We start from the raw sequence: 23350 nt of genomic DNA, 5'->3' as shown, positions 1-23350 counted from the left end.
TCATGCGCCGCTGCCGGGAACGGACTATACTGTGGAATATCGTTAACTAATCGAATCAGGAAGGTTGGATATTCCAATGAAAAAAAGCGTATCTTTGCTGCTTGTTCTTCTGCTGTCGCTCGGCTTCGCGGGCTTGGCCAGCGCTCACGTGACGGTTCAACCGGGCTCCGTGCCGGCAGGCTCCTATCAAGTGTTCACCGTTCGCGTTCCGTCCGAGAAGGACGCTGCTACGACCCAGGTGAAGGTGGCGATTCCGGACGGCGTCAACATCAGCCGTTTCGAGCCTAAGGCGGAATGGACGTATGAGATCGAGAAGGGCGCGGAGGATAAAATCGTCAGCGTCACTTGGAAGGCGACCGGAAACGGCCTCGGCGCTACGGAGTTCGGCGAATTCCGCATGCAGGGCAAAGTCGCCGAAGAAGCCAAGGAACTGAGCTGGAAAGCGTACCAGACTTACTCCGACGGAGAGGTCGTCGAATGGACGGGCGCACCGGACGCCGATAAACCGGCCTCGATCACTACGGTGACGGCTGCGACCGGCGACGGTCACGGTGACGGACACGGCGCTTCGAGCGGGGCAACTGCTGCTGACAGCGACGCCAACGATGAAGGCGGGCGGGATACATTGACACTGTCGCTGGCGATCGCCGGACTTGCCGCGGGCGTTCTGGCGCTGATCGTTGCGATTGTTCGCAAGCCTAAGCGGGGATAATTTAATAGGGGAGAACGCCAAGAAGCCGCGGTTTCTTGGCGTTTTTTTTATGACCGCCCCATCCTCGCATGAACATATAACCGACTAATCCTCGTATGAACATACACCGACCAATTTACGCGTGAACATACAATCGACCCATCAATACTCCTGAACATTTAACCGACTAATCCATTCGTATCAACATAAAACCGACTAAACTATTCGTATCAACATAAAATGACTAAACCATTCGCATCAACATAAAACCGACCAATTCATACGCATGAATATTTCACATGCGTAGGGGCGAGTAAGAATTGCCCGAAAGCATCATATAACGTGCGTCTAATTGAACGTCCCTCACCTGCAGCTTGACGGAGACGAGGAGCAATGTTACTCCACTGCTGAGGTAGCACCAAGGTACCTTTTTTGCCTCCACGCTCCCGTCTCGCCACCGCGAAGGCACTTTTTTTGCCTCGACACTCCCGTCCGGCCACCGCGAGGCACTTTTTTTGCCTCCGCACTCCCGTTCGGCCACCGCGAGGCACTTTTTTTGCCTCCGCACTCCCGTTCGGCCACCGTGAAGGCACTTTTTTTGCCTCCACACTCTCGTCCGGCCACCGCGAAGGCACTTTTTTTGCCTCCACACTCTCGTCCGGCCACCGCGAAGGCACTTTTTTTGCCTTCACACTCCCGTCCTGCCATCGCCAAGGCACTTTTTTTGCCTCCACACTCTCGTCCGGCCACCGCGAAGGCACTTTTTTTGCCTCCACACTCTCTTCCGGCCACCGCGAAGGCACCTTTTTGGCCTCCGAACTCTCTTTTGGCCTGAGTCCCAAAGGCTTCGGTCCTCCACAACCTTTTCTCTTGGATCATGGAGCGACTTGCGCTGACAGCATTGGAGGAGGGGATTGGCGAAGAAATCGCGTATCAGCGTCCAACGAAGCCATAACGATTTACCCCATGAGATTATAGTGAGTTAGTGGTAGTCAATTCCCAATCGTTCAGTCGGAGATTTTTGGGATGTAGAAGCGGGTTTCTCCTTGTCCTTAATTTCGCTATAATACATCTGATATGTAAATGTATTATTGGGGAGCCGAGCGATGAGAGAAAAGTTGACGAAGGGGCCAGTCGTGCTCTATGAGCAGATGAGAGTGAAAATATTAGAGCTGATCCGCGAGCAAGGACTGAAGCCGCACGATCCCGTTCCATCGGAGACGGAGCTTGCCCGAATGTACGGCGTCAGCAGCCGGACAAGCAAGGAGGCGCTGCTTCAGCTTGCACGCGAGGGCGTTGTGTACCGCATGCCGCGGCGGGGAACGTTTCTGGCCAAGCTGCCGGAGGAGGGCGGGACGGAGCGGGAGAGAAGCCCTCTGCGCATAGCGGACCGTCCTACGGTCGGTGTGCTGCTGCCTGATCCGGACGAGTATGTTGGGCGCGTGCTGCAGGCGCTGACGGAGGGGCTGGCCGAGCGCGGATTTGAGATGTTGATCCGTTTTACTTCTGGGGAGCCGGAGAAGGAAGACAAGATGGCGGAAGAGCTTGTGCAGCGATACGGCGTGGCGGGATTGATCGTATACCCCGGGCGCCACGATACGTTAAACGAGGTGCTGTTAAGGCTTCATACACAGGGCTTCCCGGTCGTTGTCGTCGACCGGGCTTTCCGGGAAATCAGCATCCCGAGCGTCTACCACGACCATTTTCGCGGTTCGCTGGAAATGACCGCTTATTTGATCGAACGCGGGCATCGCCGCATCGGTTACGTCTCCGAGCCCTTCCGCGGCCTGATGAGTCGAGAGGATCGGTTCAACGGGTATACGCAGGCGTTCCTGGACGCTTCCTTAAGCCTAGACTTGAGCCTCGTGCATCAACTCGGCGACACGCACACCCAGTCCGGAGAGGAGGGGAAGCGGCTGGCCGCTTACCTTGGAGCGAACCGCGACATGACGGCAGTCGTCTGTTCCAACGACTATGTGGCGTTGTCCGTCATGCAGGTTGCGCACCGGCTCGGCATGTCCGTGCCAAACGACCTGTCGATCGTCGGTTTTACCGACTTCGCCTTTTCCGAGCTGTTGCCCGTGCCGCTGACCACCGTCGAGAAGACGGCTTTAGAGCTCGGTTTTGCGGCGGCGCAAATGCTTGCCGAGCTCATCGCCGATCCGTCGTCCCGTCGTCCGCCGCTTGTTATCCCGACTCGCCTGAGGGAGCGGGATAGCGTCAGAGCAATCGGAGATTCAAATATATAAGCATATACGAATTTGGCAGAAACCCTTTCAAGGGACCGATTGGTCCTTGGGCGGGTTTTTATTTATTTTCGTCGCTTTTTCTAAAGCGGACCAACTGAGGTAGATATCAGTATGCCTACGAGAAACGGCTCGCAGACCGCAAGAAGGGCTGGAGTGCTCGAAACCGCTCGCGTAAGGGTCTGACAGACCGTAAGAGGAGGTTGAGAGCACGAATTTGCGTGCGTAAGGGTCTGGCAGACCCTAAGAGGAGGTTGAGAGTACGAATTTGGGTGCGTAAGGGTCTGACAGACCGTAAGAGGAGGTTGAAAGCACGAATTTGGGTGCGTAAGGGTCTGACAGACCGTAAGAGGAGGTTGAGAGCACGAATTTGCGTGCGTAAGGGTCTGACAGACCGTAAGAGGAGGTTGAGAGTACGAATTTGGGTGCGTAAGGGTCTGACAGACCGTAAGAGGAGGTTGAAAGCACGAATTTGGGTGCGTAAGGGTCTGACAGACCGTAAGAAGCAGAGGAAAGCTCGAATCTGCTCGAGTAACCGCCTACCAGACCACAAAGCCACTCAGTTCAAGCGATATTACACGAGTTTATCGAGTTCATATATGCGAATGGGGCTGCCATAGTTTTTTTACTCAAATTGCTTAAAACACCCTTGAATGTATCAGTGAAACAAAATAGTATTAAAAAAGAATCAATAATACGAAAAGGGTGAGAGAACCGAATGCCCGCAAAATTGAAGCTGGGAATGAATCTCGGATTTGCGATCAACAAGTACGTCGAGCCGGAGGTATGGTCGAGGCTCGTCGCCGAGGAGATGGGCGTCCGCAACGTGCAGCTCGTCGCGGACTTGCTCAATGTGTTCCTGCCGGACGACTACGTCCTGAGACAGGTAGAGAGGATCAATGCAAGCACACAGCGGTACGGTTTGAATGTGACGTCGACGTTCACGAGCGCGTTTACGCGGGTGAATCACTTCATGCATCCGGATGCGGAAACGCGGCGGATTTGGCTGGAGTGGTTCAAAAAGTTCGCCAAGGCGTCCGTCGCTCTCGGGGCAAAATCGACCGGAAGCCATTTCGGCATTTTGACGTTTACGGACTTCGACGACGTCAAGCGCAGGGAATTCGTCATCGAAGAAGCGCTGAAGCTGTGGAAGGAACTGAGCTGGTATTGTCGGGACCTGGGAATGGACTACCTGACGTTCGAGCCGATGTCCATTCCCCGGGAAATGGCGAATACGGTCGAAGACACGAAAGAACTGCTGGAGCGCTTGAACGACGGGGCGGGGCTGCCTTTCAAGGTGTGTCTGGACGTTGGTCACGCTCCGCATCCGGACGATCGCGATCCTTACCGCTGGGTGAGGGAGCTGGGCCGCGTATCCCCGATTATTCATATCCAGCAGACGGAGCTGAATCATAGCCGACATTGGCCTTTTACGGAGGAGTACAACGCGCTTGGCATCATTCACGGAGAGAAGCTGCTGGAGGCGATCGAGCAGTCCGGCGCGGAGGAGGCGGAGCTTGTGTTCGAGCTGTCGCATCGCGAGGCATGGTCGACGGAGTTCCGGATCGTTCAGGATCATAAGGAATCGGTGGACTACTGGCGGCAGTTCGTTAAGGACTAGGAGGCGGGGAAAAAATGGCGACGATGAAGGCGTGGGTGTTGAACGGAATCGGCGATCTGAGGCTGATGCGGGTGCCGAAGCCGGCCCCCGGCAGAGGAGAGGTTCTGCTGAAGGTGACGGCATGCGGCGTATGCGGCTCCGACATTCCCCGCATTTATGAGAAAGGCACCTACAAGTTTCCGACGATTCCGGGCCATGAGTTTTCCGGGCGCGTAGAAGCCGTTGGCGAAGGAGAGGACGAGCGGCTGATGGGGACGATGGCCGCGGTATTTCCGCTGCTGCCTTGTCGCGCCTGCCCCAGCTGCGAGGTCGGCGCCTACGCAACTTGCAGCGCCTACGACTACAAGGGCTCCCGGTCGGACGGGGCGTTCGCCGAGTACGTCTGCGTGCCGACATGGAATTTGATTCCGGCTCCGGAAGGGCTGAGCGGCGAGGAGCTGGCGATGGCCGAGCCGGCCGCGGTTGCGATTCATGCGCTGCGGCGCGGCGGGCTGGACATCGGCGATCGTGTGCTGATTAGCGGCGCCGGGCCGATCGGCTTGATGTTGGCCCAGTGGGCGCGAGCTTGGGGGGCTTCCCAGGTGCTGCTTGCGGACGTAGACGATAGCAAGCTTGCGTTCGCCCGAGAGAACGGTTTTGCAGACGTCGTGAACGCTGCGAACGAGGATGTACAGACGTGGACGATGGAACGGACGGAGGGAGCGGGCGTCGATCTCGCCGTCGAAGGCGCGGGACATCCTGCTTCGTGGGAAAACTGCCTGCGCGCGGCTCGGCCGGGAGGGCGCGTCGTGCTGATGGGCAACCCGTCCGGACCGATGGGGCTGATGCAAAACGGCTATTGGGAAATGCTTCGCAAGCAGCTGACCGTCGTCGGAACGTGGAATTCGGATTACGCCGAGCTGCCGAAGAACGAATGGAAGCTGGCCGTACGGGCAATGGCCCAGGGCAAGCTTCAAATCCCTCCTTTGATTACGCATAAGGTTGCTCTGGAGGAGCTTGGAGAAGCGCTCGGCATGATGCGGGACCGGACGGCTTTTTACAACAAAGTGATGTGGACTATCGGTAAAGGAGAGGGTTAAAGATGAAAGCGGCGGTATTGGAGCAATTGGAAAGAATGGCGTTAAAGGAGGTGCCGACGCCGGAGGTCGACGCGGACAGCATTCTGATGAAGGTGGAGGCGGTCGGCATCTGCGGCAGCGATATTCGAATCTATCGTCATGGCAACAGCCGCGTGCAGCTTCCGCAAATTCTCGGTCATGAAGCCGCGGGGAGCGTCGTCGCGGTCGGCGCCAACGTCACCCGGTTCTCGGTCGGCGACCGGATATGTCTCGGGGCGGACGTGCCGTGCGGAGAGTGCGTATTTTGCGAGGCGGGCATCGGGAACAACTGTCAGATCAACTACGCGATGGGTTACCAGTTTGCCGGCAGCTTCGCGGAATACGTTCTGCTCAACAAGATGGTCGTGAACTACGGACCGATACACAAAATCGGGGACGGGATCAGCTACGAGGAAGCCGCCTTGGCGGAACCGCTTGCCTGCGTATTGAACGGATTGGAGCTGTCTCAGGTGAAGCTGGGGGACACCGTCGTCGTCATCGGCGCCGGACCGATCGGGATGATGCTCGTCGAGGTGGCGATGAAGATGGGAGCGAGAGTGCTGCTCGTCAATCGTTCGCGTCCCCGCCTCGAAATCGCGAAACGCCTCGGAGCGGCGGCCTACATCTGTTCGGGCGACGAAGACGCAGTGCAGCGCGTGCTTGATGAAACGGGGGGCCTCGGAGCGGACGTCGTCATCACGTGCAACCCGTCGCCGGAATCCCAAGTCGACGCGATCCGCATGGCCAAGAACAGGGCTCGGGTCAACTTCTTCGGCGGGCTCCCCAAGGACCGGGCGATTGTTCCGCTCGATACAAACCTGATTCACTACAAGGAACTGTTCGTTCACGGCGCCCACGGCTCGCTTCCCCGCCATCATCAGCAGGCAGTCGAACTGATCAATAACGGCATCATCGATATGTCCAAGTTTATTAGCCATCGCTTCCCGCTCGAACGGATCGAGGAAGCGATTCGCGTCGCAGAGAGCCATGAAGGTCTGCGCGTTATCGTGAACCCGTGAGAAGGGAGGAGAAGCGAATGTCGGGCAAAATTTCGCCATCGATGATGTGCGTCGATTTCCGCAAGCTTGAGGAGAGTGTGCGAGCGCTGGAGCGGGCCGGAACGGACTATCTTCATTTCGACGTCATGGACGGCCACTTCGTGCCTAACTTTACGCTTGGTCCGGATTTTATCCGCTGCGTTCGGGAGATGACGAGTATTCCGTTCGATTTTCATCTGATGGTGGAACGCCCGGAGTCGCTGTTATCCGTCTTCGACATTCGCGAAGGAGACATCGTGTCGGTTCATCAGGAAGCCTCGGTGCATTTGCAGCGAACGCTGCAGCATATTCGCGACAAGGGGGCGCGGCCTTCCGTCGCCCTCAATCCGGCGACACCGCTGTACGCCGTCGACGAGGTGCTGGACGACTTGGAGCTCGTGCTTGTCATGACGGTCAATCCTGGCTTCGCGGGGCAGAAGCTCGTCCCTTCAACACTGCGCAAAATCGCCGGGTTGAAGGAGCGGCTGACCGCAAGCGGCCGCCCGGATATCGAGATCGAGGTGGACGGCAACGTCAGTTGGGACAATGCGCTTAAGATGCGACAGGCGGGCGCGGACATTTTCGTCGCGGGAACGTCGAGCATTTTTACCCCTGGGACGGACATCGAAGAGGCGACTAAGCGCTTTAAGACAAGCATTCTATAACAATGCAGGGAGGTAGCTTCGCTATGACGGACCAAGATTATCAGCTGTTCGAGCAGAGGCAGCGAGCAAGAGGAATTGATGTAGAACGGGTGAAAAGCAGGCTGAAGGCGCTCAAAATCGAGACCCCGTCCTGGGGCTTCGGAGATTCGGGCACTCGGTTCAAGGTGTTTCTCAACCGCTATGCCGCCCGAACGCCGTACGAGAGAATCGAAGACGCCGCGGAGGTTCATCGGCTGACGGGGCTTTGTCCTTCCGTCGCTATCCATATCCCGTGGGACAAAACGGACAGCTACGACGGATTGCGCAGCCATGCGGAGAGTCTCGGCGTCACGATTGGCGCGATAAACCCGAATCTGTTTCAGGACGACGACTATATGTTGGGCAGCGTGACGAACGCGGATGCGACGATTCGGCGCAAGGCGACGGAGCACTTGCTGGAATGCGTCGACATTGCCAGGCAGACGGGATCGCGGGATATTAGCCTGTGGTTCGCGGACGGTACGAATTACCCGGGGCAAGGCGACTTAAGGGCGCGCAAAACGTGGATGCGGGAGTCGCTAGAGGAGGTTTACGGGGCGTTGGCGCCGGGGATGCGGATGCTGATCGAGTACAAGTTTTTCGAGCCGGCGTTTTATCACACCGATCTGGCGGACTGGGGTATGGCGTACAATTTGGCGTGCAAGCTTGGACCGCAAGCGCAGGTGCTTGTCGATACGGGCCACCACGCGCCAGGCACGAACGTGGAGCACATCGTTGCTTATTTGCTGGACGAATGCCGGTTGGGCGGGTTCCATTTCAACAGCCGGAAATACGCGGACGACGATTTGATCGTCGGGGCGATCGATCCTTACGAGTTGTTTTTGATCTTTTATCAAATTGTTCACGCCTCAGAGGATGCATGCGCGGACGTTCGGAGCACGGTGGACAACATCGCTTACATGATCGATCAATCGCACAATATCGAGCCGAAGGTCGAGGCAATGGTCCGCTCGATCTTGAACGTACAGACCCAGTATGCGAAGGCGCTGCTGGTCGATCATGCGGAAGTGCGCGCGGCGCAGGAAAGGCAGGACGTGCTGGGCGCCGAGGAAGCGGTTCGCAAGGCGTTCGAGTTCGATGTAGGCCCGTTGCTGAGGGTAGTCCGGGAGGAGCAGGGGCTGCCGGTCGATCCGATCGCGGCGTTCCGGGAAGGGGCCTATAACGGAAAAATAAAGAAAAGAGCTTCGTCGTTCAAGGGTTGACAGAAGCCTGAATCGATTGTAAAGTTTTCATTGAATTCCACTAGGGGCGCCCGCAAGGGCTGAGATAAGGCGATGCCTTGGTCCCTTTGAACCTGATCTGGGTTATGCCAGCGTAGGAAAGTGGGCAATGTACGTCAGACTTTGGAAGGCGATGGCCGCGGGCTTCTTCATGCTTGCGTCATGGCTTTTCATGAGCGTGACACATTCAGCCGCTCCCTGCCGGGGCGGCTTTTGTTATGCGGCGGATTGCCGCGGACAGGCGCAACGGCAGGGGCGAACCGCGCGTACTCGCCATCGCTTGCCGTATCGGCACGAGTGTCGCAGTCGGTATGCATGCGCCTGAAATGGAGTCGTCGTCAAGTCTGGCCGTCGTTTCTTATCTTCTTACTCATGGCCTCCCAGCGGAATTTGACATTACGCCGCTTAAGGAGGTTTTTTGTTATGCCGATGATGACGACGCCGCTGCCGGGAAGCCGCAAGGTGTACGCGACGGGAGACAGGGAAGACATTCGGGTGCCGATGCGCGAGATCGCGCTTGAGCCGAGTTCAGGGAGAAACGGGCTGGAGGAGCCGAACGATCCGATTCGGGTGTACGACGCCAGCGGCCCGTATACGGAGGATGGTTTTCAGGCCGATGTGCGGCGGGGACTGCCCTCCGTTCGGGGACGCTGGATTGCGGAGCGAGGCGACACGGTCGAGTACGAGGGACGTGAGGTGCGGCCTGAGGACAACGGCTTTGCGACGGCCGATGCGGCGGAGAAGAGGGGCGCGGAGGTATTTCCCAAGCCGCATAACCGCTGCTTGCGGGCGGCGGAAGGGCGCAACGTGACGCAACTGCACTTCGCCCGCCAAGGGCGGATTACGCCGGAGATGGAATATATCGCGCTGCGCGAAGGGATGAGCGCGGAATTCGTACGGGCGGAGGTAGCTGCGGGGCGAGCGATTATCCCGGCGAACATCAACCATCCCGAGTGCGAGCCGATGATTATCGGGCGGCATTTTCATGTCAAGATTAACGCCAACATCGGCAACTCGGCCGTCGCCTCCTCGATCGAGGAGGAGGTTGAGAAGATGACGTGGGCGACCCGCTGGGGAGCCGATACGATCATGGACCTGTCCACAGGCAAAAATATTCACACGACCCGAGAATGGATCATTCGCAATTCCCCGGTTCCGGTCGGCACGGTGCCGATCTACCAGGCGCTGGAGAAGGTCGGAGGCAAGGCGGAGGAGCTGAGCTGGGAGGTGTTCCGCGACACGCTGATCGAGCAGGCGGAGCAGGGCGTCGATTACTTCACGATTCATGCCGGGGTGCGGCTGCGCTATATTCCGCTAACGGCGAAGCGGGTGACCGGCATCGTCTCCCGCGGCGGCTCGATTATGGCGGCCTGGTGTCTGGCTCATCACAAGGAGAACTTCCTGTATACGCATTTCGAGGACATTTGCGAGATTATGAAAGCCTACGACGTCAGCTTCTCGCTCGGAGACGGTCTGCGGCCCGGTTCGATCGCCGACGCCAACGACGAGGCGCAGTTCGCGGAGCTGGACACGCTCGGCGAGCTGACCGAGATCGCGTGGAAGCACGATGTGCAGGTGATGATCGAAGGACCCGGCCACGTGCCCATGCATCTGATCAAGGAAAACGTCGACCGGCAGATGGAGGTGTGCAAGGAGGCGCCGTTCTACACGCTGGGGCCGCTGACGACCGACATCGCTCCGGGGTACGACCATATTACGTCCGCGATCGGCGCCGCGATGATCGGCTGGTTCGGCACGGCGATGCTCTGCTACGTGACGCCGAAGGAGCATCTCGGCTTGCCGAACAAGGAGGACGTCAAGGACGGCGTCATCGCCTACAAGATCGCCGCCCATGCCGCCGATCTGGCGAAGGGCCATCCGCGGGCTCGACTGCGCGACGATGCGCTGTCCAAGGCGAGATTCGAATTCCGCTGGAGAGATCAATTCCATCTGTCGCTCGATCCGGAGCGCGCTATGGCCTACCACGACGAGACGCTGCCGGCGGAGGCGGCCAAATCGGCGCATTTCTGCTCGATGTGCGGCCCGAAGTTTTGCAGCATGCGCATTACGCAGGACATTCGCGATTACGCGGAGAAGCACGGCGTAGCGGAGGAGGAAGCGCTGGAGGCCGGCATGCAGGAGCAGGCGGAAGCGTTTAAGGCCGGGGGAAGCCGGATCTATGCTTAGGGAAGCGGAAACGGAGGCGCGATACTCCCGGCAGATTCGCTTCGCACCGATCGGGACGCAGGGCCAGCGAAGACTCGGGGAGGCGAGCGTGCTCGTTGTAGGCGCCGGGGCGCTCGGCGCGTCGCTCGCCCAGCATATGATCCGGGCCGGAGTGGGCCGCCTGCGCCTCGTCGATCGGGATTACGTGGAGCTGAGCAACCTGCACCGGCAGACGCTGTACGACGAGGAGGACGCGGAAGCGGCGCTGCCCAAGGCGGTCGCCGCCGCAGCGAAGCTGCGCCGGGTCAACGGCAGGGCGCGAATTGAAGCGTTCGTGGCCGACGTGGATCGGCGCAATGCGGAGTCGCTGGCGGCAGACGTCGACCTTGTGCTTGACGGCACCGACAATGCGGCGACGCGGCTAATGCTCAGCGACGCCTGCTTCAGCCGCGGCATTCCGCTCGTGTACGGCGGCGTTGCCGGCTCAGGAGGGATGACTGCGCTGCTCGTTCCGGGGGACCACTGCTGCTTGCGCTGTCTGCTTGGCGAGGAGGAGACGGGGAGCGACGGCGCGCCGACCTGCGACACGCTCGGCGTTATCTCGCCTGCGGTGGAGATGGTGGCCGCTTTGCAGGCGGCGGAGGCGCTGAAGGCGCTGACGGGCAATCGCTCGGCGCTGCGCGGAACGTGGCTGACTCTGGATGCGTGGCATTTCGCGGTCAAGGAATGGAAGCTGCCGCCGCCGGTTGAACCTTGCCCTTATTGCGGGTGGGGGGAGTCGGCGGCAGCTGCTCGCCGGGAGCTTGCGGAGCATGGAGACTCCGTCCGCCTCTCTGCGAACGGCGAACGGGCCAAGGAGCAAAATGCGACTGAAGCGGCATTGCTCGGTGTTAGAAGGGCGGTCGCGGCGGAAGATGTCTCGATTGCCGACCGCTCAGAGAGTGCGACGGGAAATGCTTTGTTCGGCGACGATCGGGAGGCGGCAAGGCTGATCGTCCTGTGCGGAAGGGATACGTTTCAGTTAGCGCTGAAGCCGTCGGTGTCGCTGTCGGAGTGGAGAAGGCGGCTGGTTGCGGCGGGCTGCGCCATTACCGCCGACAATCGGTATTTGCTGCGTGCTTCAACGGCGGCAGAAGAGCGGATCGTCATTTTCGCGGAAGGACGCGCGCTGATTCAAGGCGCGGGCGAGCCCGAACGCGCGATGGAAATTTATCGGCATTATTTGAGCGACGGGACAGGGAGGGAAGCAGATGAAACGTCCGTTGGATTTTAAGCTGTACGTCATTACCGGCGAAAACTATCATCCGGGGCGCGGCATGCTGGAGGTGATGGAGGCGGCTTTAAGGGGAGGAGCCGATATTGTGCAGCTCCGCGACAAGATGAGCCCGAAGCGGGAGCTGATCGAGAAGGCGAAGCGGCTGAAAGAGCTGACCGCCAAGTACGGCGTGCCTCTCATCGTCAACGATCATCCGGACGTTGCGCTGGCCGCGGACGCCGACGGCGTTCATCTCGGGCAGGACGACCTGCCGATCGAGGCGGCGCGCGAGCTTCTCGGTTCGCGCCGGATCATCGGCATTTCTACGCATCGGATCGAGCAGGCTCGCGCCGCCGAGCGAGCGGGAGCGGATTATATCGGCGTCGGTCCCGTCTATCCGACGAGCACCAAGCCGGGACGGCAAGCAGTGACGACCGCTTACGTCGCGCAGGCGGCCGCGGAAATTGGCATCCCGTTCGTCGCCATCGGCGGCATTACGGAGACCAATGCGGAGGAAGTGCTGCGGGCAGGGGCCAGAAGACTGTGCGCGGTGTCCGCCATCGTCGGCCATGACAATCCCGAATCGGTCTGCCGCAATCTGCTGGGGAAGATTAACGCCTGGCGTCTGGGAGAGCAGGCAGCATTGGCGGAATCGGTGTCGCTATCCGTACCGGTATCCTTGTCGGTACCGATGCCGGCTCCCGGGGACGTCCGGGAGATCGACGTTGTCGTCAACGGCCGCAGCGAGCGGACGCAGGCGGCCACCCTGCTGGAACTGGCAGCGGAGTACAAACTGGAAGGCCGAAGCGTCATCGCCGAGCTGGACGGGGCGGTCGTCCCGCGCCAGCTGTGGGGAGAGACGCCGCTGCAAGGCGGGGGCTCGGTCGAATTCGTTCATTTTGTCGGGGGAGGCTGAGCGTGGGGATGGAAATGGATATAATTGTGCAAGACGGTATGGTTATCGGGGGACGGAAGTTGAAGTCGCGTTTTTTTCTGGGCACGGGCAGGTTTCCGAGTCCCGCCGTTTTTCTCCAGGCGTTGGAGGCATCCGGAGCCGAGGTTATTACGTTCGCGGTGCGCCGGATCAATCTGGACAACTATGAAGACGACGGCGTGCTGCAGCATGTGGCGGGCAGAGAGCTGATCTATTTGCCCAATACGTCGGGGGCCGGAAACGCAGATGAGGCCGTGCGAATCGCCCGGCTGGCGCGCGCCGCGGGGCTGGGGGATTGGATCAAGGTGGAGATCAGTTCCAATCCCCGCACGCTGCTGCCCGATCCGGTGGAGACGCTGAAGGCGACGGAACGGCTGGCTGACGAAGGCTTCACTGTGCTGCCCTATACGTCGGACGATCCGGCGCTGTGCCGCAGGCTGGAGGATGCCGGAGCGGCGGCGGTCATGCCGGGCGGAGCTCCGATCGGCACGGGCTTGGGCATCCTGAATCCGTACAACCTGGGCCTGATTGCCGAGGAGGCGCGGGTTCCCGTTATCGTGGATGCGGGGCTCGGCACGGCCGGGGACGCCGTTCAGGCGATGGAGCTGGGCGCGGACGGCATTCTCGCCAATACGCCCGTCTCCAAAGCGGTGGACCCGGTGGCGATGGCGCGGGCGATGAAGCTGGCAATCGAAGCGGGACGGCTGTCCCGGATGGCCGGACGCATTCCCCGGAAGCGCTATGCCTCTGCCAGCAGCGAACTGGAGGGACGGCTGTTCAGACCCGAAGCCTGGGAGGGGAAAACGTGAGCGGAGCGTCGAAAGGAAGCGCGGAAGCGAAGCCCGGGAGAGGGATCGCGAAGTCGACGCAACCAGCCGGAGGTGCGAAGTTGGCGCAATCGACGGGGAGCGCGAGATCGGTGCAATCGGCCGGGGGTGTCAAGTCGGCGCGATCCGCGGAGGTGCTGATCCTCGGTGGCGGCATCATCGGGCTGTCCAGCGCCTGGGAGGCGGCCAAGCGGGGCTTCCGCGTCACGGTGCTGGAGGCGGAGGCGTTCGGCGGTCAAGCCTCCGGGGCGGCTGCGGGAATGTTGGCGCCGTTCTCGGAAAATCCCGAAAGCCCCGACGCGTTTTTCCGGCTGTGCGCGGACAGCCATTCGCGATACCCGGACTGGGTTCGCGAGCTTGAGGAACTGACCGGTCATTCGGCTGAATTGCAGCGCAGCGGGAGCTTGAACGTCGCGTTTCACGAGGCGGATTTCCTGTCCCTGCGCGCGAGGCTCGAATGGCAGAGCCGGTACGGGGCCGGATTCGAGCTGCTCGGAGCGGCGGAGCTGCGCCGCCGGGAGCCGAAGTTGTCCGATCGGGCGTTAGGCGCGCTCTATTGTCCCGGCGAGAGTCATGTGTTCGCGCCGAAGCTGGTCGGATCGGCGGAGGAAGCGTGTCGCCGGGCCGGGGTGAGGCTCGTGGCCCATGCCGGACGCGTAAAGGGAATGGAGAGGGTAGCCGGCACAGGCGTCGTCGTCCGAACCGCGGGCGCGGGAAGCTGGCTGGCGGATCGGGTCGTCGTGTGCGCCGGAGCATGGAGCGGATTCGTGCGAGAGTGGCTGCCCGTCGACGTGCCGGTTCATCCGATCCGGGGACAAATTTGCGCGTATGACGGGAAAGGCGATCCTGTCCGTCATATGGTTTTTTCCAGCCAAGCGTATTGGGTCGGCAAAAAAGACGGGAGCCTCGTATGCGGAGCCTCGGAAGATGTCGCCGGTTTTGAGCGGAGCGTCACAGAGCAGGGGATTGGACGGCTGAAGCGCTGGAGCGATCGCGCGCTGCCTTTCCTTGGCGGTATCCCTCCCTCGCGGGGCTGGGCGGGCCTAAGGCCCGCGACGTTGGACGGCTGGCCGCTGATCGGCCCCGTCCCCGAGGTTTCGGAGTTGGTGCTGGCGTGCGGCCATTATCGCAACGGTATTTTGCTGGCTCCGGCGACGGCGGCGCTGGTGGGAGATCTGTTGGAAGGGAAGGCCGGCGAAAAAGGGTATGAGAATGCCTTCGGGATCAAGCGGTTCTGTGTAGCGGGGACGAGGAGGGGCTTAGGATGAGAGAGGGCGCCCGGTTGTCCAGGGAAGCATCTGCTTTTCGCCGTCCGCTGGCTTTGACGGTCGCCGGCTCGGATTCGGGCGGGGGAGCGGGCATTCAGGCGGATCTGAAGACGTTTCAGGAGTTTGGCGTATACGGGATGAGCGTCGTGACGGCGGTGACGGCGCAAAACAGCCTGGGAGTGCAGCGCGTGGACAACGTCTCGCCTGACATGGTGGAGGCGCAGCTCGAAAGCGTGATGTCCGACATTGGAGCCGATGCCGTCAAGACGGGAATGCTGCCCGCGACCGCCCATGTCGAAGCGGCGGCAAGGTCGTTCGCGAGGCATCGGGTCAAGCGGCTTATCGTCGATCCTGTGGGCGCTGCCTCGGACGGTTCGCCGCTTATGGACGGCGGCGCGTTCAAAGCGATGAAGCGTCTGCTGCTGCCGATGGCGGAAGTCGTCACGCCGAACTTGCCGGAAGCTTGTCGGCTGCTCGGCGTCCATTCCGGCGACATTCGAACGATGACGGATATGGAGCGATTGGCGAAGCGTCTGCTCGCGTTGGGCTCCAGGCATGTGTTTCTTAAGGGCGGACATTGGAGCGGAGAGGAGGCCGTCGACGTATTCGTCTCCGCCGAGCGTCCCGGGGAGACAAAGCGGTTCGTCGGACCGAGGTATCCGACTCCCCATACGCACGGCACGGGCTGTACGACGGCGTCCGCCATCGCGGCTCTGCTGGCGAAAGGAGCTCTGCCGGAGGAGGCCTGCCGTGAAGCGAAAGCGTTCGTGGCCGCGGCGATTTCGGAAGCCTTTGCGCTAGGGAAAGGAACAGGCTCACTTTGGCATGGCGCATTTGCGGAAAAGAGGCGGTTTTTGCGATAATCGGCTTGCTTGCGGTTCTCCGATCCCCTATAATGATCAATAAATGCACAAATGCAACGATGGAGAAAAGTAAGCAGTGCCTTCTTACAGGGAGGGAGCGCCGAAGATTGCGAGCGTTCCTAAGAAATCAGGCTGCCGAAGTTCGCTCCGGAGCAGATCTCTGAACGTTCGGCTGCGGCCGTCCAGTAGGAGATACCGGCTTGCGGCCCGTTACGCCGTACGAAGCGGGAATGTCCGAGCGCCGAATAAGGCGTGCGTCCGATGATGGGCAGCGGCATTCCAACAAGGGTGGTACCACGGTCTTTTCGTCCCTTACGGGAGAGAAGGCTTTTTATTTTGTCGCGAGAAGGAGAATGGTGATGAAGGAACGATTAGAGGCTTTGCGGAGCGAAGCGCTGGATAAGCTGCAAACCGTGGCGGACGCCGCCGCGCTGAACGATCTCCGCGTGCATTATTTGGGCAAGAAGGGGCAGCTCACCGAAATTTTGCGCGGCATGGGCTCGCTCAGCGCCGAGGAGCGTCCGATCATCGGACAGGTAGGCAACGAGGTTCGCGCGGCGATTGAAGCGGTCATCGCGGAGAAGCAGACCGGCTTTGAGCAGGCCGAGACAGCGCGCCGTCTGCAAGCGGAGACGATCGACGTTACGCTGCCGGGCAAGGCGGTCGGCGCCGGCGCCATTCATCCTTTGAACAAAATCGTCGAGGAAATCGAAGATATTTTCATCGGGATGGGGTATACGGTGGCGGAAGGGCCGGAGGTCGAAACCGACTTCTTCAACTTCGAGGCGCTTAATCTGCCGAAAAACCACCCCGCGCGCGATATGCAGGATTCCTTCTATATTACGGACGAGATTTTGCTGCGTACGCAGACGTCCCCGGTGCAGATTCGCACGATGAAGGCGGCAAACGGCAAAACTCCCGTTAAAGTCATCTGTCCCGGCAAGGTGTATCGCCGAGACGACGACGACGCGACGCATTCGTTTATGTTCCATCAGATCGAAGGGCTGGTCATCGGGCCGAACATTCGGATGAGCGACCTGAAGGGAACGCTGCTGCAATTCGTGCAGGAAATGTACGGGCCGCAAATGCAAATTCGCCTGCGTCCGAGCTTCTTCCCGTTCACGGAGCCGAGCGCGGAGGTAGACGTTACCTGCGCCCAGTGCGGCGGCAGCGGCTGCCGGATGTGCAAGCATACCGGCTGGATCGAAATTCTCGGCTGCGGCATGGTGCACCCGAAGGTGCTTGAATACGGCGGCTACGACCCGAACGAAGTAACGGGCTTTGCGTTCGGCATGGGCGTGGAACGGATCGCGCTGCTGAAATACGGCATTGACGATATCCGTCATTTCTACGCGAACGACACGAAGTTCTTGAGTCAGTTCGCCAAAATATAACGCGAAAAAATTACGATAAAAACGAGGGGAGTTTCCCATGAACGTATCCTATCGGTGGTTATCCGATTATATCGATTTAAGCGGCATTCCTGCCGAGCAATTGGCGGAGATGATGACGCGGGGAGGCATCGAGATCGATTCCGTGCCGTCCCGCAATGCGGGCGTTACCGGCGTAGTCGTCGGCTATGTGAAAAAAAGAGAGAAGCATCCCGATGCGGATAAGCTGAGCGTTTGCACTGTCGACGCCGGAACGGGCGAGGATTTGCAGATCGTCTGCGGTGCGCCTAACGTTGACGCGGACATGAAGGTTCCGGTCGCCGTCGTCGGCGCTAAGCTGCCGGGTGGCCTCAATATCAAGCGCGCGAAGCTGCGCGGCGTGGAGTCGCAGGGGATGATCTGTTCGGCGCGCGAGCTCGGTATCAACGACAAACTGCTGCCGAAGGAGCAACAAGAAGGCATTCTCGTGCTTCCGTCCGACACGGAGATCGGACGCGACATTTTGGACGTGCTCGCTTTGGACGACTCGATTCTCGAGCTCGACCTGACGCCGAACCGTTCGGATTGCCTCAGCATGCTCGGCGTGGCTTACGAGGTGTCGGCGCTGACGGGACGTCCGTTGAATTTGCCGGATGCGGCCGTATATCCTGCTGCGGAAGTTACTTCGGATTACGTCCGCGTATCGATTAGTTCTCCTGAGCATTGTTCGCTCTATACCGCTCGCTACATTAAAGGAGTGAAAATCGGACCTGCGCCGCAATGGATGCAGAATCGTCTGATCGCGGCTGGCGTTCGTCCGATCAACAACATCGTCGATATTACGAACTATGTCATGCTCGAATACGGCCAGCCGCTGCATGCGTTTGATGCAGCGCAGGTTGCGGGCGGACGGATCGACGTTCGTCTGGCGCGGGCTGGAGAAACCTTGGAGACGCTCGACGGCCAGGAGCGCAAGCTGGAGCCGCACATGCTCGTCATTGCGGACGCGGAGAAGGCGATCGGCCTTGCCGGCGTGATGGGCGGCGCGAACTCCGAGGTGTCGGAGGGCACGACGGACATTATTCTGGAATCGGCGAAATTCGACGGCAGCACGGTTCGGCGGACTTCGCGCCAACTGGGTCTGCGCTCGGAGGCGTCGGCTCGCTTCGAAAAGGAGACCGATCCGGAGCGGGTGCGCGCGGCGCTGGATCGCGCGGCGGGACTGATGGCTCGTTATGCCGAAGGATTAGTGACCGAAGGCGTCGCCGAGGCTGAGGAGTCCACGCAGCAGCAGGCCGTTATCGAGCTGTCTCTCTCTCGGGTCAACAACATGCTAGGTACAGAGCTGTCCTCGCTTGAGATCAAGACGATTTTGTCCCGGCTGCAGTTCGAGGTGGAAGCTAGCGGCGAGGATGTATGGAAGATTACGGTTCCTTCCCGGCGCGGAGACATCTCCCGCGATGTCGATCTTGTGGAAGAGATCGCCCGATTGCACGGCTACGACGAAATTCCGACGACGCCGATCGAAGGACCGACGACGCCGGGCTCTCTGACAAGGCCGCAAGCGATTCGCCGCAAATTGCGGACGATTCTGACCGGAGCGGGCCTGCACGAGGCAATCAGTTATTCCGTAACCTCGCTGCCGAGAACGGAGCTGTTCGCGGAGCTGTCGGCAGGCGCCAAGCCGATCGCGTTAGCGATGCCGATGAGCGAGGAGCGCAGCGTGCTGCGCACGACGCTGATTCCGAGTCTGCTTGAGGCGGCCGCCTATAACCTGAATCGGAAAAACAACGATGTCGCCCTGTTCGAAATCGGCAACGTCTATCATACCGATGAAACGACGCTGACGAGGCTGCCGAACGAAAAGCCGAGACTCGCGTTGCTGCTCCTGGGCAACCGTCGCTCCTCCGCTTGGAACCGCACTGCGGAGCCAGTCGATTTCTACGACGCCAAGGGGATTCTGGAGCAGGCGTTCGACCGGCTTGGTTTGACGGGCCGCATTTCTTACGAGGCCGCTCAGCCAGCCGGCTTCCATCCGGGCCGCACCGCCGCGATCGTCATTCGTACGGAGCGCGGGGGCGAGAAGATCGGTTATATCGGCCAGGTGCACCCGGAGACGCAGCGGGAGTTCGATTTGCCTGACGCATACGTGGCGGAGCTTGAGCTTGATCCGATCTACGAGTATGCGGACGCGAGCATCGAATATCGCGTTCTCCCTCGTTATCCGGCGATCGAGCGCGATATCGCTGTCGTTGTGGATCGCGGAGTCGCCGGGGGGGCGCTGACGGAGACGATCTCGGTTTCCGCGGGCGAACTGCTGGAGTCGGTGAAGGTGTTCGACGTGTATACCGGGGAACGGATCGGCAGCGATAAAAAGAGCGTCGCGTTGGCGCTCGTGTACCGTCACGCGGAACGTACGCTGACGGATGAGGAAGTCGGAGAGGCGCATGCGCGCGTGCTTGCACAATTGGAACAATCTTACGGAGCGGAACTTCGGAAATAGGCAGGAAACGATAAGGCAGGCAGCGAATACATCTAGACGCCGATTGGCGGAGGATGATTCGCTGCTTTTGTTACATAACAATCACTACGAATGCAATGGGAGGACCACGCCGTGAGCAATCAGGATAAAACGCGTGTCACCGTTGACATATATGGAACGCAGTATACGATAACGGGGCATACAAGCACGGAATATATGAAAAGAGTGGCTGCGATCGTCAACGAGCAGATGAACAAGGTAGACTTCGGTTACCCGAGGCTTGATCTGCCCAAGCTGGCCGTGCTCGCAGCCGTAAATATCGCGGACGAGCTTCTGCGTTTGCGTCGGGAGAACGAGCAGCTGTTGAAAATCGAGCACGACCAACAACAGCAAATCGAAGAGTTGGAAAAGATCCGGTCCACGCTGACACAGGGGCTTGAGGCTATTAAGGAACAGTCTGCCAGAGAGCTGGAAACGTTGAGGGAACAGTCTGCCAATGAGCTGGAGACGGCGAGGGAACAGTCGGCTAGGGAGTTGGCTGAATTCATCGAGCAAGCGGATGCGGAGCGAATTGAACTTAAGGAGCGGTCTGCCGCCGAATTGAGTGCGGCTAAAACGCAGGCTGCGGCTGAACTGGAGGCTTCCGTTGCCGGGGCGGCCAAGGAATTGGATGCGGCGCGAAAACAGGCCGCAGACGAGCTTGAACTGGCCAAGGTCGAATTCGCTATCGAACTGGAGACGCTGAAGAAAGACTCGGAGGCGGAGCTGGCCCGCGCGCAAGCCGCTCTTGAAGCCGCAAGGTCGGCTGCGGAAGCGGAGCTGCAGGCTGTGCGGATGCAGGCTGCGGAGGAGCTTGAGCAGGCGGAGAAGAAAGCCGAACAGCGGCTGGGAAGCCTAAGGGGAAGCTTGAACGCGGAGCTGGAGCGTCAAAAGCAAGCTTCGGCGCAAGCGCTCCAAGCGGAGAAAGAACGGGCTGGAGCAGAACTGCAGGAGCTGGCGCAGAAGGCAGCCAAGCTGGAAGAGGAAAAGCTGGAAGCGGAGCTAGATCTGCAAGCGGAGAGAGAACGGGCCGAGGCAGAGCTACAGGAGCTGAAGCAGAGGGCAGCCAAGCTGGAAGAAGGGAAGCTCGAGGTCGAGTTAGCACTGCAAGCAGCACGTATGCAAGCTGCGTCGGAGCTGGAAGAGGTCAAGCTAGAAGCGGAAATAGAGCTTCAAGCGGAGAGAGAACGTGCCGAAGCAGAGCAGCAGGAGCTGGCGCAGAAGGCAGCCAAGCTGGAAGAAGCGAAGCTCGAAGCAGAGCTAGCGCTGCAAGCAGCACGAACGCAAGCTGCGTCGGAGCTGGAAGAGGCCAAGCTAGAAGCGGAAATAGAGCTTCAAGCGGAGAGAGAACGTGCCGAAGCAGAGCTGCAGGAGCTGGCGCAGAAGGCAGCCAAGCTGGAAGAAGCGAAGCTCGAAGCAGAGCTAGCGCTGCAAGCAGCACGAACGCAAGCTGCGTCGGAGCTGGAAGAGGCCAAGCTAGAAGCGGAAATAGAGCTGCAAGCAGAGAAAGAACGTGCTGAGGCAGAGCAGCAGGAGTTGGCGCAGAAGGCAGCCAAGCTGGAAGAGGCGAAGCTGGAGGCGGAAATAGAGCTGCAAGCGGAGAAAGAACGTGCCGAGGCAGAGCTACAGGAGCTAGTTCAGAAGGCAACGAAGCTGGAAGAAGGGAAGCTCGAGGTCGAACTAGCACTGCAAGCAGCACGTATGCAAGCTGCGTCGGAGCTGGAAGAGGCCAAGCTAGAAGCGGAAATAGAGCTGCAAGCAGAGAAAGAAAGAGCCGAAGCAGAGCTGCAGGAGCTGGCGCAGAAAGTAGCCAAGCTGGAAGAAGTGAAGCTCGAGGTCGAGTTAGCGCTGCAAGCAGCACGTATGCAAGCTGCGTCGGAGCTGGAAGAGGTCAAGCTAGAAGCAGAAATAGAGCTGCAAGCGGAGAAAGAACGTGCTGGGGCAGAGTTGCAGGAGCTGGCGCAGAAGGCAGCCAAGCTGGAAGAAGCGAAGCTCGAAGCGGAGCTAGATCTGCAAACAGAGAAAGAACGGGCCGAGGCAGAGTTGCGCGAGCTGAAGCAGAAGGCAGCCAAGCTGGAAGAAGCGAAGCTCGAAGCGGAGCTAGATCTGCAAGCGGAGAAAGAACGGGCCGAGGCAGAGCTGCGTGAGTTGAAGCAGAAAGCATCCGAACTGGAAGAGGCTAAGCTGGAAGCGGAAATAGAGCTGCAAGCGGAGAAAGAACGGGCCGAGGCAGAGTTGCAGGAGCTGGCGCAGAAGGCAGCCAAGCTGGAAGAAGCGAAGCTCGAAGCGGAACTAGAGCTTCAAGTGGAGAGAGAACGGGCCGAAGCAGAGCTGCAGGAGCTGGAGCAGAAGGCAGCCAAACTGGAAGAAGCGAAGCTGGAAGCGGAACTAGAGCTGCAAGCGGAGAAAGAACGTGCCGAGGCAGAGCTGCGTGAGCTGAAGCAGAAAGCGTCCGAACTGGAAGAGGCGAAGCTCGAATCGGAGCTAGAGCTGCAAGCGGAGAAAGAACGGGCCGAGGCAGAGCTGCAAGAGCAGAAACAGCGAACTGAGGCAGAGAAGCGTGAGCTAGCGGAAAAAGCGGCATCCGATCTGGAAGAAGCAAAGCTGGAAGCAGAGCTGGAGCTTGAGCAAGCGAAGCTTGACGCCGCGAGTGCCTTGGAAGCTGCACGGCTTGAGGCCAAGCAAAGCGTGAGCGCCGAACGCGCCCAACAGGAGGCTGCTCTCGCAGAAGCAAGAGCAATCGCGGACAAAGAGCTGGCTAAGACGAAAGAAGAGACGGAGCGGCTTCTGGCAGAAGCACTGAAGGACGCGAAAGCTCATGCCGCTGCCGAATTGCAGGAGCTCGAGGCAATCTATTCGGAGGAACTGGAAGCTGTGAAAGCGGAGCTTCAAGCTTTGTCGTCCGAGCAAGCGCAATGGCGCGCCAAAGAGCAGGAGTGGCAGGAGCAGCGCGAACGGCTGGAAAGCGATGTCGATCGATGGGCTGCGGAGGCGGAAGACCAAAGGAAAACCGTCTTCGAGCAGCAGGAGATGCTGCAGGAGGTCGAGCTTCAGACGACTGAGCGCTTGGAGCTTCAGCAGAAGGCTCTGGGTGAAGCGCAAAGAGAGAGAGAGGGTCTGATCCGGGAGCTTACCGAGCGTGATGAACAGGAGCAGAAATGGAGCGAGACGATCCGCGAGCTTCGGACGCATCTGGCCGAAGCTCAGCAAGAGCGGCAAGCTGCGGCCGATCGGATTCGCGAGCTGGAAACTCGCACCGTCGAATTGGAGCGTTCCCGTTCGGCGCTTAAAGAAGCTGTCGAGAGCGTGGAGAGCGAGCTGGAAGCCGCACGAGCGGAAGCGGCGGCAGCACCTTCCCGCGAAGCGGATGCAGCCGCGCTTGAAGAGTTGAGCGAACAAGCAGCGGTGGGAGCAAAGTACCGAACGGAACTGGAGCGGCTGCAAGTCGAGCACGCCAAGCTGAACGAGGAATACAAGAAGCTCCAGAGCGAATACAACGAATGGATCGACATGCTGGAACAAGAATAACG

At 59.7% G+C, this 23350-nt stretch carries 16 protein-coding genes, 1 riboswitch and 1 other annotated feature; all 16 genes read left to right on the top strand.

Going from position 1 to position 23350, the window contains the following annotated elements; all coding sequences use genetic code 11:
* Nucleotides 1-76 precede the first annotated feature (76 nt).
* The 16 genes from J4772_RS08185 (at nucleotide 77) to zapA (ending at nucleotide 23348) form a co-directional block, all read left to right on the top strand.
* On the top strand, nucleotides 77-712 hold the full coding sequence (locus tag J4772_RS08185) for a YcnI family protein (RefSeq protein ID WP_209074837.1): 636 nt from the start codon (nucleotides 77-79) through the stop codon (nucleotides 710-712).
* A 1085-nt stretch (nucleotides 713-1797) separates the two neighbouring features.
* Nucleotides 1798-2940 carry a GntR family transcriptional regulator gene (locus J4772_RS08180; RefSeq protein WP_209074836.1) on the top strand — a complete coding sequence of 381 codons (1143 nt, stop codon included), beginning with the start codon at nucleotides 1798-1800 and terminating at the stop codon, nucleotides 2938-2940.
* 715 nt (nucleotides 2941-3655) lie between these two features.
* Complete coding sequence (locus J4772_RS08175) at nucleotides 3656-4558, top strand: sugar phosphate isomerase/epimerase family protein (protein WP_209074835.1); 903 nt, start codon at nucleotides 3656-3658, stop codon at nucleotides 4556-4558.
* 14 nt (nucleotides 4559-4572) lie between these two features.
* Complete coding sequence (locus J4772_RS08170) at nucleotides 4573-5637, top strand: galactitol-1-phosphate 5-dehydrogenase (protein ID WP_209074834.1); 1065 nt, start codon at nucleotides 4573-4575, stop codon at nucleotides 5635-5637.
* A gap of 2 nt (nucleotides 5638-5639) precedes the next feature.
* Entirely contained in the window at nucleotides 5640-6674 is a 1035-nt protein-coding gene (locus J4772_RS08165; protein WP_209074833.1) for an alcohol dehydrogenase catalytic domain-containing protein, read from the top strand.
* A 17-nt stretch (nucleotides 6675-6691) separates the two neighbouring features.
* Nucleotides 6692-7357, top strand: coding sequence for a ribulose-phosphate 3-epimerase (rpe, locus tag J4772_RS08160; RefSeq protein WP_116062677.1), 666 nt, complete (start codon nucleotides 6692-6694; stop codon nucleotides 7355-7357).
* Nucleotides 7358-7380: 23 nt separating this feature from the next.
* A complete protein-coding gene (rhaI, locus tag J4772_RS08155) occupies nucleotides 7381-8598 on the top strand; it encodes an L-rhamnose isomerase (protein ID WP_209074832.1) in 1218 nt (405 codons plus the stop codon).
* 32 nt (nucleotides 8599-8630) lie between these two features.
* Nucleotides 8631-8734, top strand: a riboswitch (TPP riboswitch).
* Between the two features lie 305 nt (nucleotides 8735-9039).
* Nucleotides 9040-10803 (top strand): phosphomethylpyrimidine synthase ThiC, encoded by a 1764-nt coding sequence (gene thiC / locus J4772_RS08150; RefSeq protein WP_209074831.1) that lies wholly within the window; start codon nucleotides 9040-9042, stop codon nucleotides 10801-10803.
* Nucleotides 10796-12055 (top strand): ThiF family adenylyltransferase, encoded by a 1260-nt coding sequence (locus J4772_RS08145; RefSeq protein WP_209074830.1) that lies wholly within the window; start codon nucleotides 10796-10798, stop codon nucleotides 12053-12055. The genes thiC and J4772_RS08145 overlap by 8 nt, the downstream gene beginning before the upstream one ends.
* Nucleotides 12033-12953, top strand: a complete 921-nt coding sequence (gene thiE, locus J4772_RS36955) for a thiamine phosphate synthase (RefSeq protein ID WP_209074829.1) — start codon at nucleotides 12033-12035, stop codon at nucleotides 12951-12953. Before J4772_RS08145 ends, thiE begins: the two co-directional genes overlap by 23 nt.
* 8 nt (nucleotides 12954-12961) lie before the next feature.
* The gene (locus J4772_RS08135; RefSeq protein WP_371822835.1) at nucleotides 12962-13780 is read left to right on the top strand and encodes a thiazole synthase; all 819 of its coding nucleotides are present in this window, start codon (nucleotides 12962-12964) and stop codon (nucleotides 13778-13780) included.
* Complete coding sequence (gene thiO, locus J4772_RS08130) at nucleotides 13777-15066, top strand: glycine oxidase ThiO (protein WP_247741050.1); 1290 nt, start codon at nucleotides 13777-13779, stop codon at nucleotides 15064-15066. The genes J4772_RS08135 and thiO overlap by 4 nt, the downstream gene beginning before the upstream one ends.
* Nucleotides 15063-15929, top strand: a complete 867-nt coding sequence (gene thiD, locus J4772_RS08125; RefSeq protein ID WP_209074828.1) for a bifunctional hydroxymethylpyrimidine kinase/phosphomethylpyrimidine kinase — start codon at nucleotides 15063-15065, stop codon at nucleotides 15927-15929. Before thiO ends, thiD begins: the two co-directional genes overlap by 4 nt.
* A 47-nt stretch (nucleotides 15930-15976) precedes the next feature.
* Nucleotides 15977-16245 (top strand) — a binding site (T-box leader).
* A 43-nt stretch (nucleotides 16246-16288) separates the two neighbouring features.
* Complete coding sequence (gene pheS / locus J4772_RS08120; protein ID WP_209074827.1) at nucleotides 16289-17323, top strand: phenylalanine--tRNA ligase subunit alpha; 1035 nt, start codon at nucleotides 16289-16291, stop codon at nucleotides 17321-17323.
* A gap of 37 nt (nucleotides 17324-17360) precedes the next feature.
* On the top strand, nucleotides 17361-19802 hold the full coding sequence (pheT, locus tag J4772_RS08115; protein WP_209074826.1) for a phenylalanine--tRNA ligase subunit beta: 2442 nt from the start codon (nucleotides 17361-17363) through the stop codon (nucleotides 19800-19802).
* A gap of 111 nt (nucleotides 19803-19913) precedes the next feature.
* A complete protein-coding gene (gene zapA, locus J4772_RS08110; protein ID WP_209074825.1) occupies nucleotides 19914-23348 on the top strand; it encodes a cell division protein ZapA in 3435 nt (1144 codons plus the stop codon).
* Nucleotides 23349-23350: the final 2 nt, after the last annotated feature.

The sequence above is a fragment of the Cohnella sp. LGH genome (assembly GCF_017671885.1).
Taxonomy (GTDB): Bacteria; Bacillota; Bacilli; order Paenibacillales; family Paenibacillaceae; genus Cohnella; species Cohnella phaseoli.
This window is presented reverse-complemented; position numbering and strand designations above follow the sequence as displayed.

What these genes read in the sequence shown, in the direction of transcription:
- rpe (WP_116062677.1), top strand. Translation starts at nt 6,692, where the DNA reads ATGTCGGGCAAAATTTCGCCATCGATGATGTGCGTCGATTTCCGCAAG.
- J4772_RS08165 (WP_209074833.1), top strand. Translation starts at nt 5,640, where the DNA reads ATGAAAGCGGCGGTATTGGAGCAATTGGAAAGAATGGCGTTAAAGGAG.
- rhaI (WP_209074832.1), top strand. Translation starts at nt 7,381, where the DNA reads ATGACGGACCAAGATTATCAGCTGTTCGAGCAGAGGCAGCGAGCAAGA.
- J4772_RS08185 (WP_209074837.1), top strand. Translation starts at nt 77, where the DNA reads ATGAAAAAAAGCGTATCTTTGCTGCTTGTTCTTCTGCTGTCGCTCGGC.
- J4772_RS08175 (WP_209074835.1), top strand. Translation starts at nt 3,656, where the DNA reads ATGCCCGCAAAATTGAAGCTGGGAATGAATCTCGGATTTGCGATCAAC.
- J4772_RS08170 (WP_209074834.1), top strand. Translation starts at nt 4,573, where the DNA reads ATGGCGACGATGAAGGCGTGGGTGTTGAACGGAATCGGCGATCTGAGG.
- J4772_RS08180 (WP_209074836.1), top strand. Translation starts at nt 1,798, where the DNA reads ATGAGAGAAAAGTTGACGAAGGGGCCAGTCGTGCTCTATGAGCAGATG.
- thiD (WP_209074828.1), top strand. Translation starts at nt 15,063, where the DNA reads ATGAGAGAGGGCGCCCGGTTGTCCAGGGAAGCATCTGCTTTTCGCCGT.
- thiC (WP_209074831.1), top strand. Translation starts at nt 9,040, where the DNA reads ATGCCGATGATGACGACGCCGCTGCCGGGAAGCCGCAAGGTGTACGCG.
- pheT (WP_209074826.1), top strand. Translation starts at nt 17,361, where the DNA reads ATGAACGTATCCTATCGGTGGTTATCCGATTATATCGATTTAAGCGGC.
- pheS (WP_209074827.1), top strand. Translation starts at nt 16,289, where the DNA reads ATGAAGGAACGATTAGAGGCTTTGCGGAGCGAAGCGCTGGATAAGCTG.
- thiE (WP_209074829.1), top strand. Translation starts at nt 12,033, where the DNA reads ATGAAACGTCCGTTGGATTTTAAGCTGTACGTCATTACCGGCGAAAAC.
- J4772_RS08145 (WP_209074830.1), top strand. Translation starts at nt 10,796, where the DNA reads ATGCTTAGGGAAGCGGAAACGGAGGCGCGATACTCCCGGCAGATTCGC.
- J4772_RS08135 (WP_371822835.1), top strand. Translation starts at nt 12,962, where the DNA reads ATGGAAATGGATATAATTGTGCAAGACGGTATGGTTATCGGGGGACGG.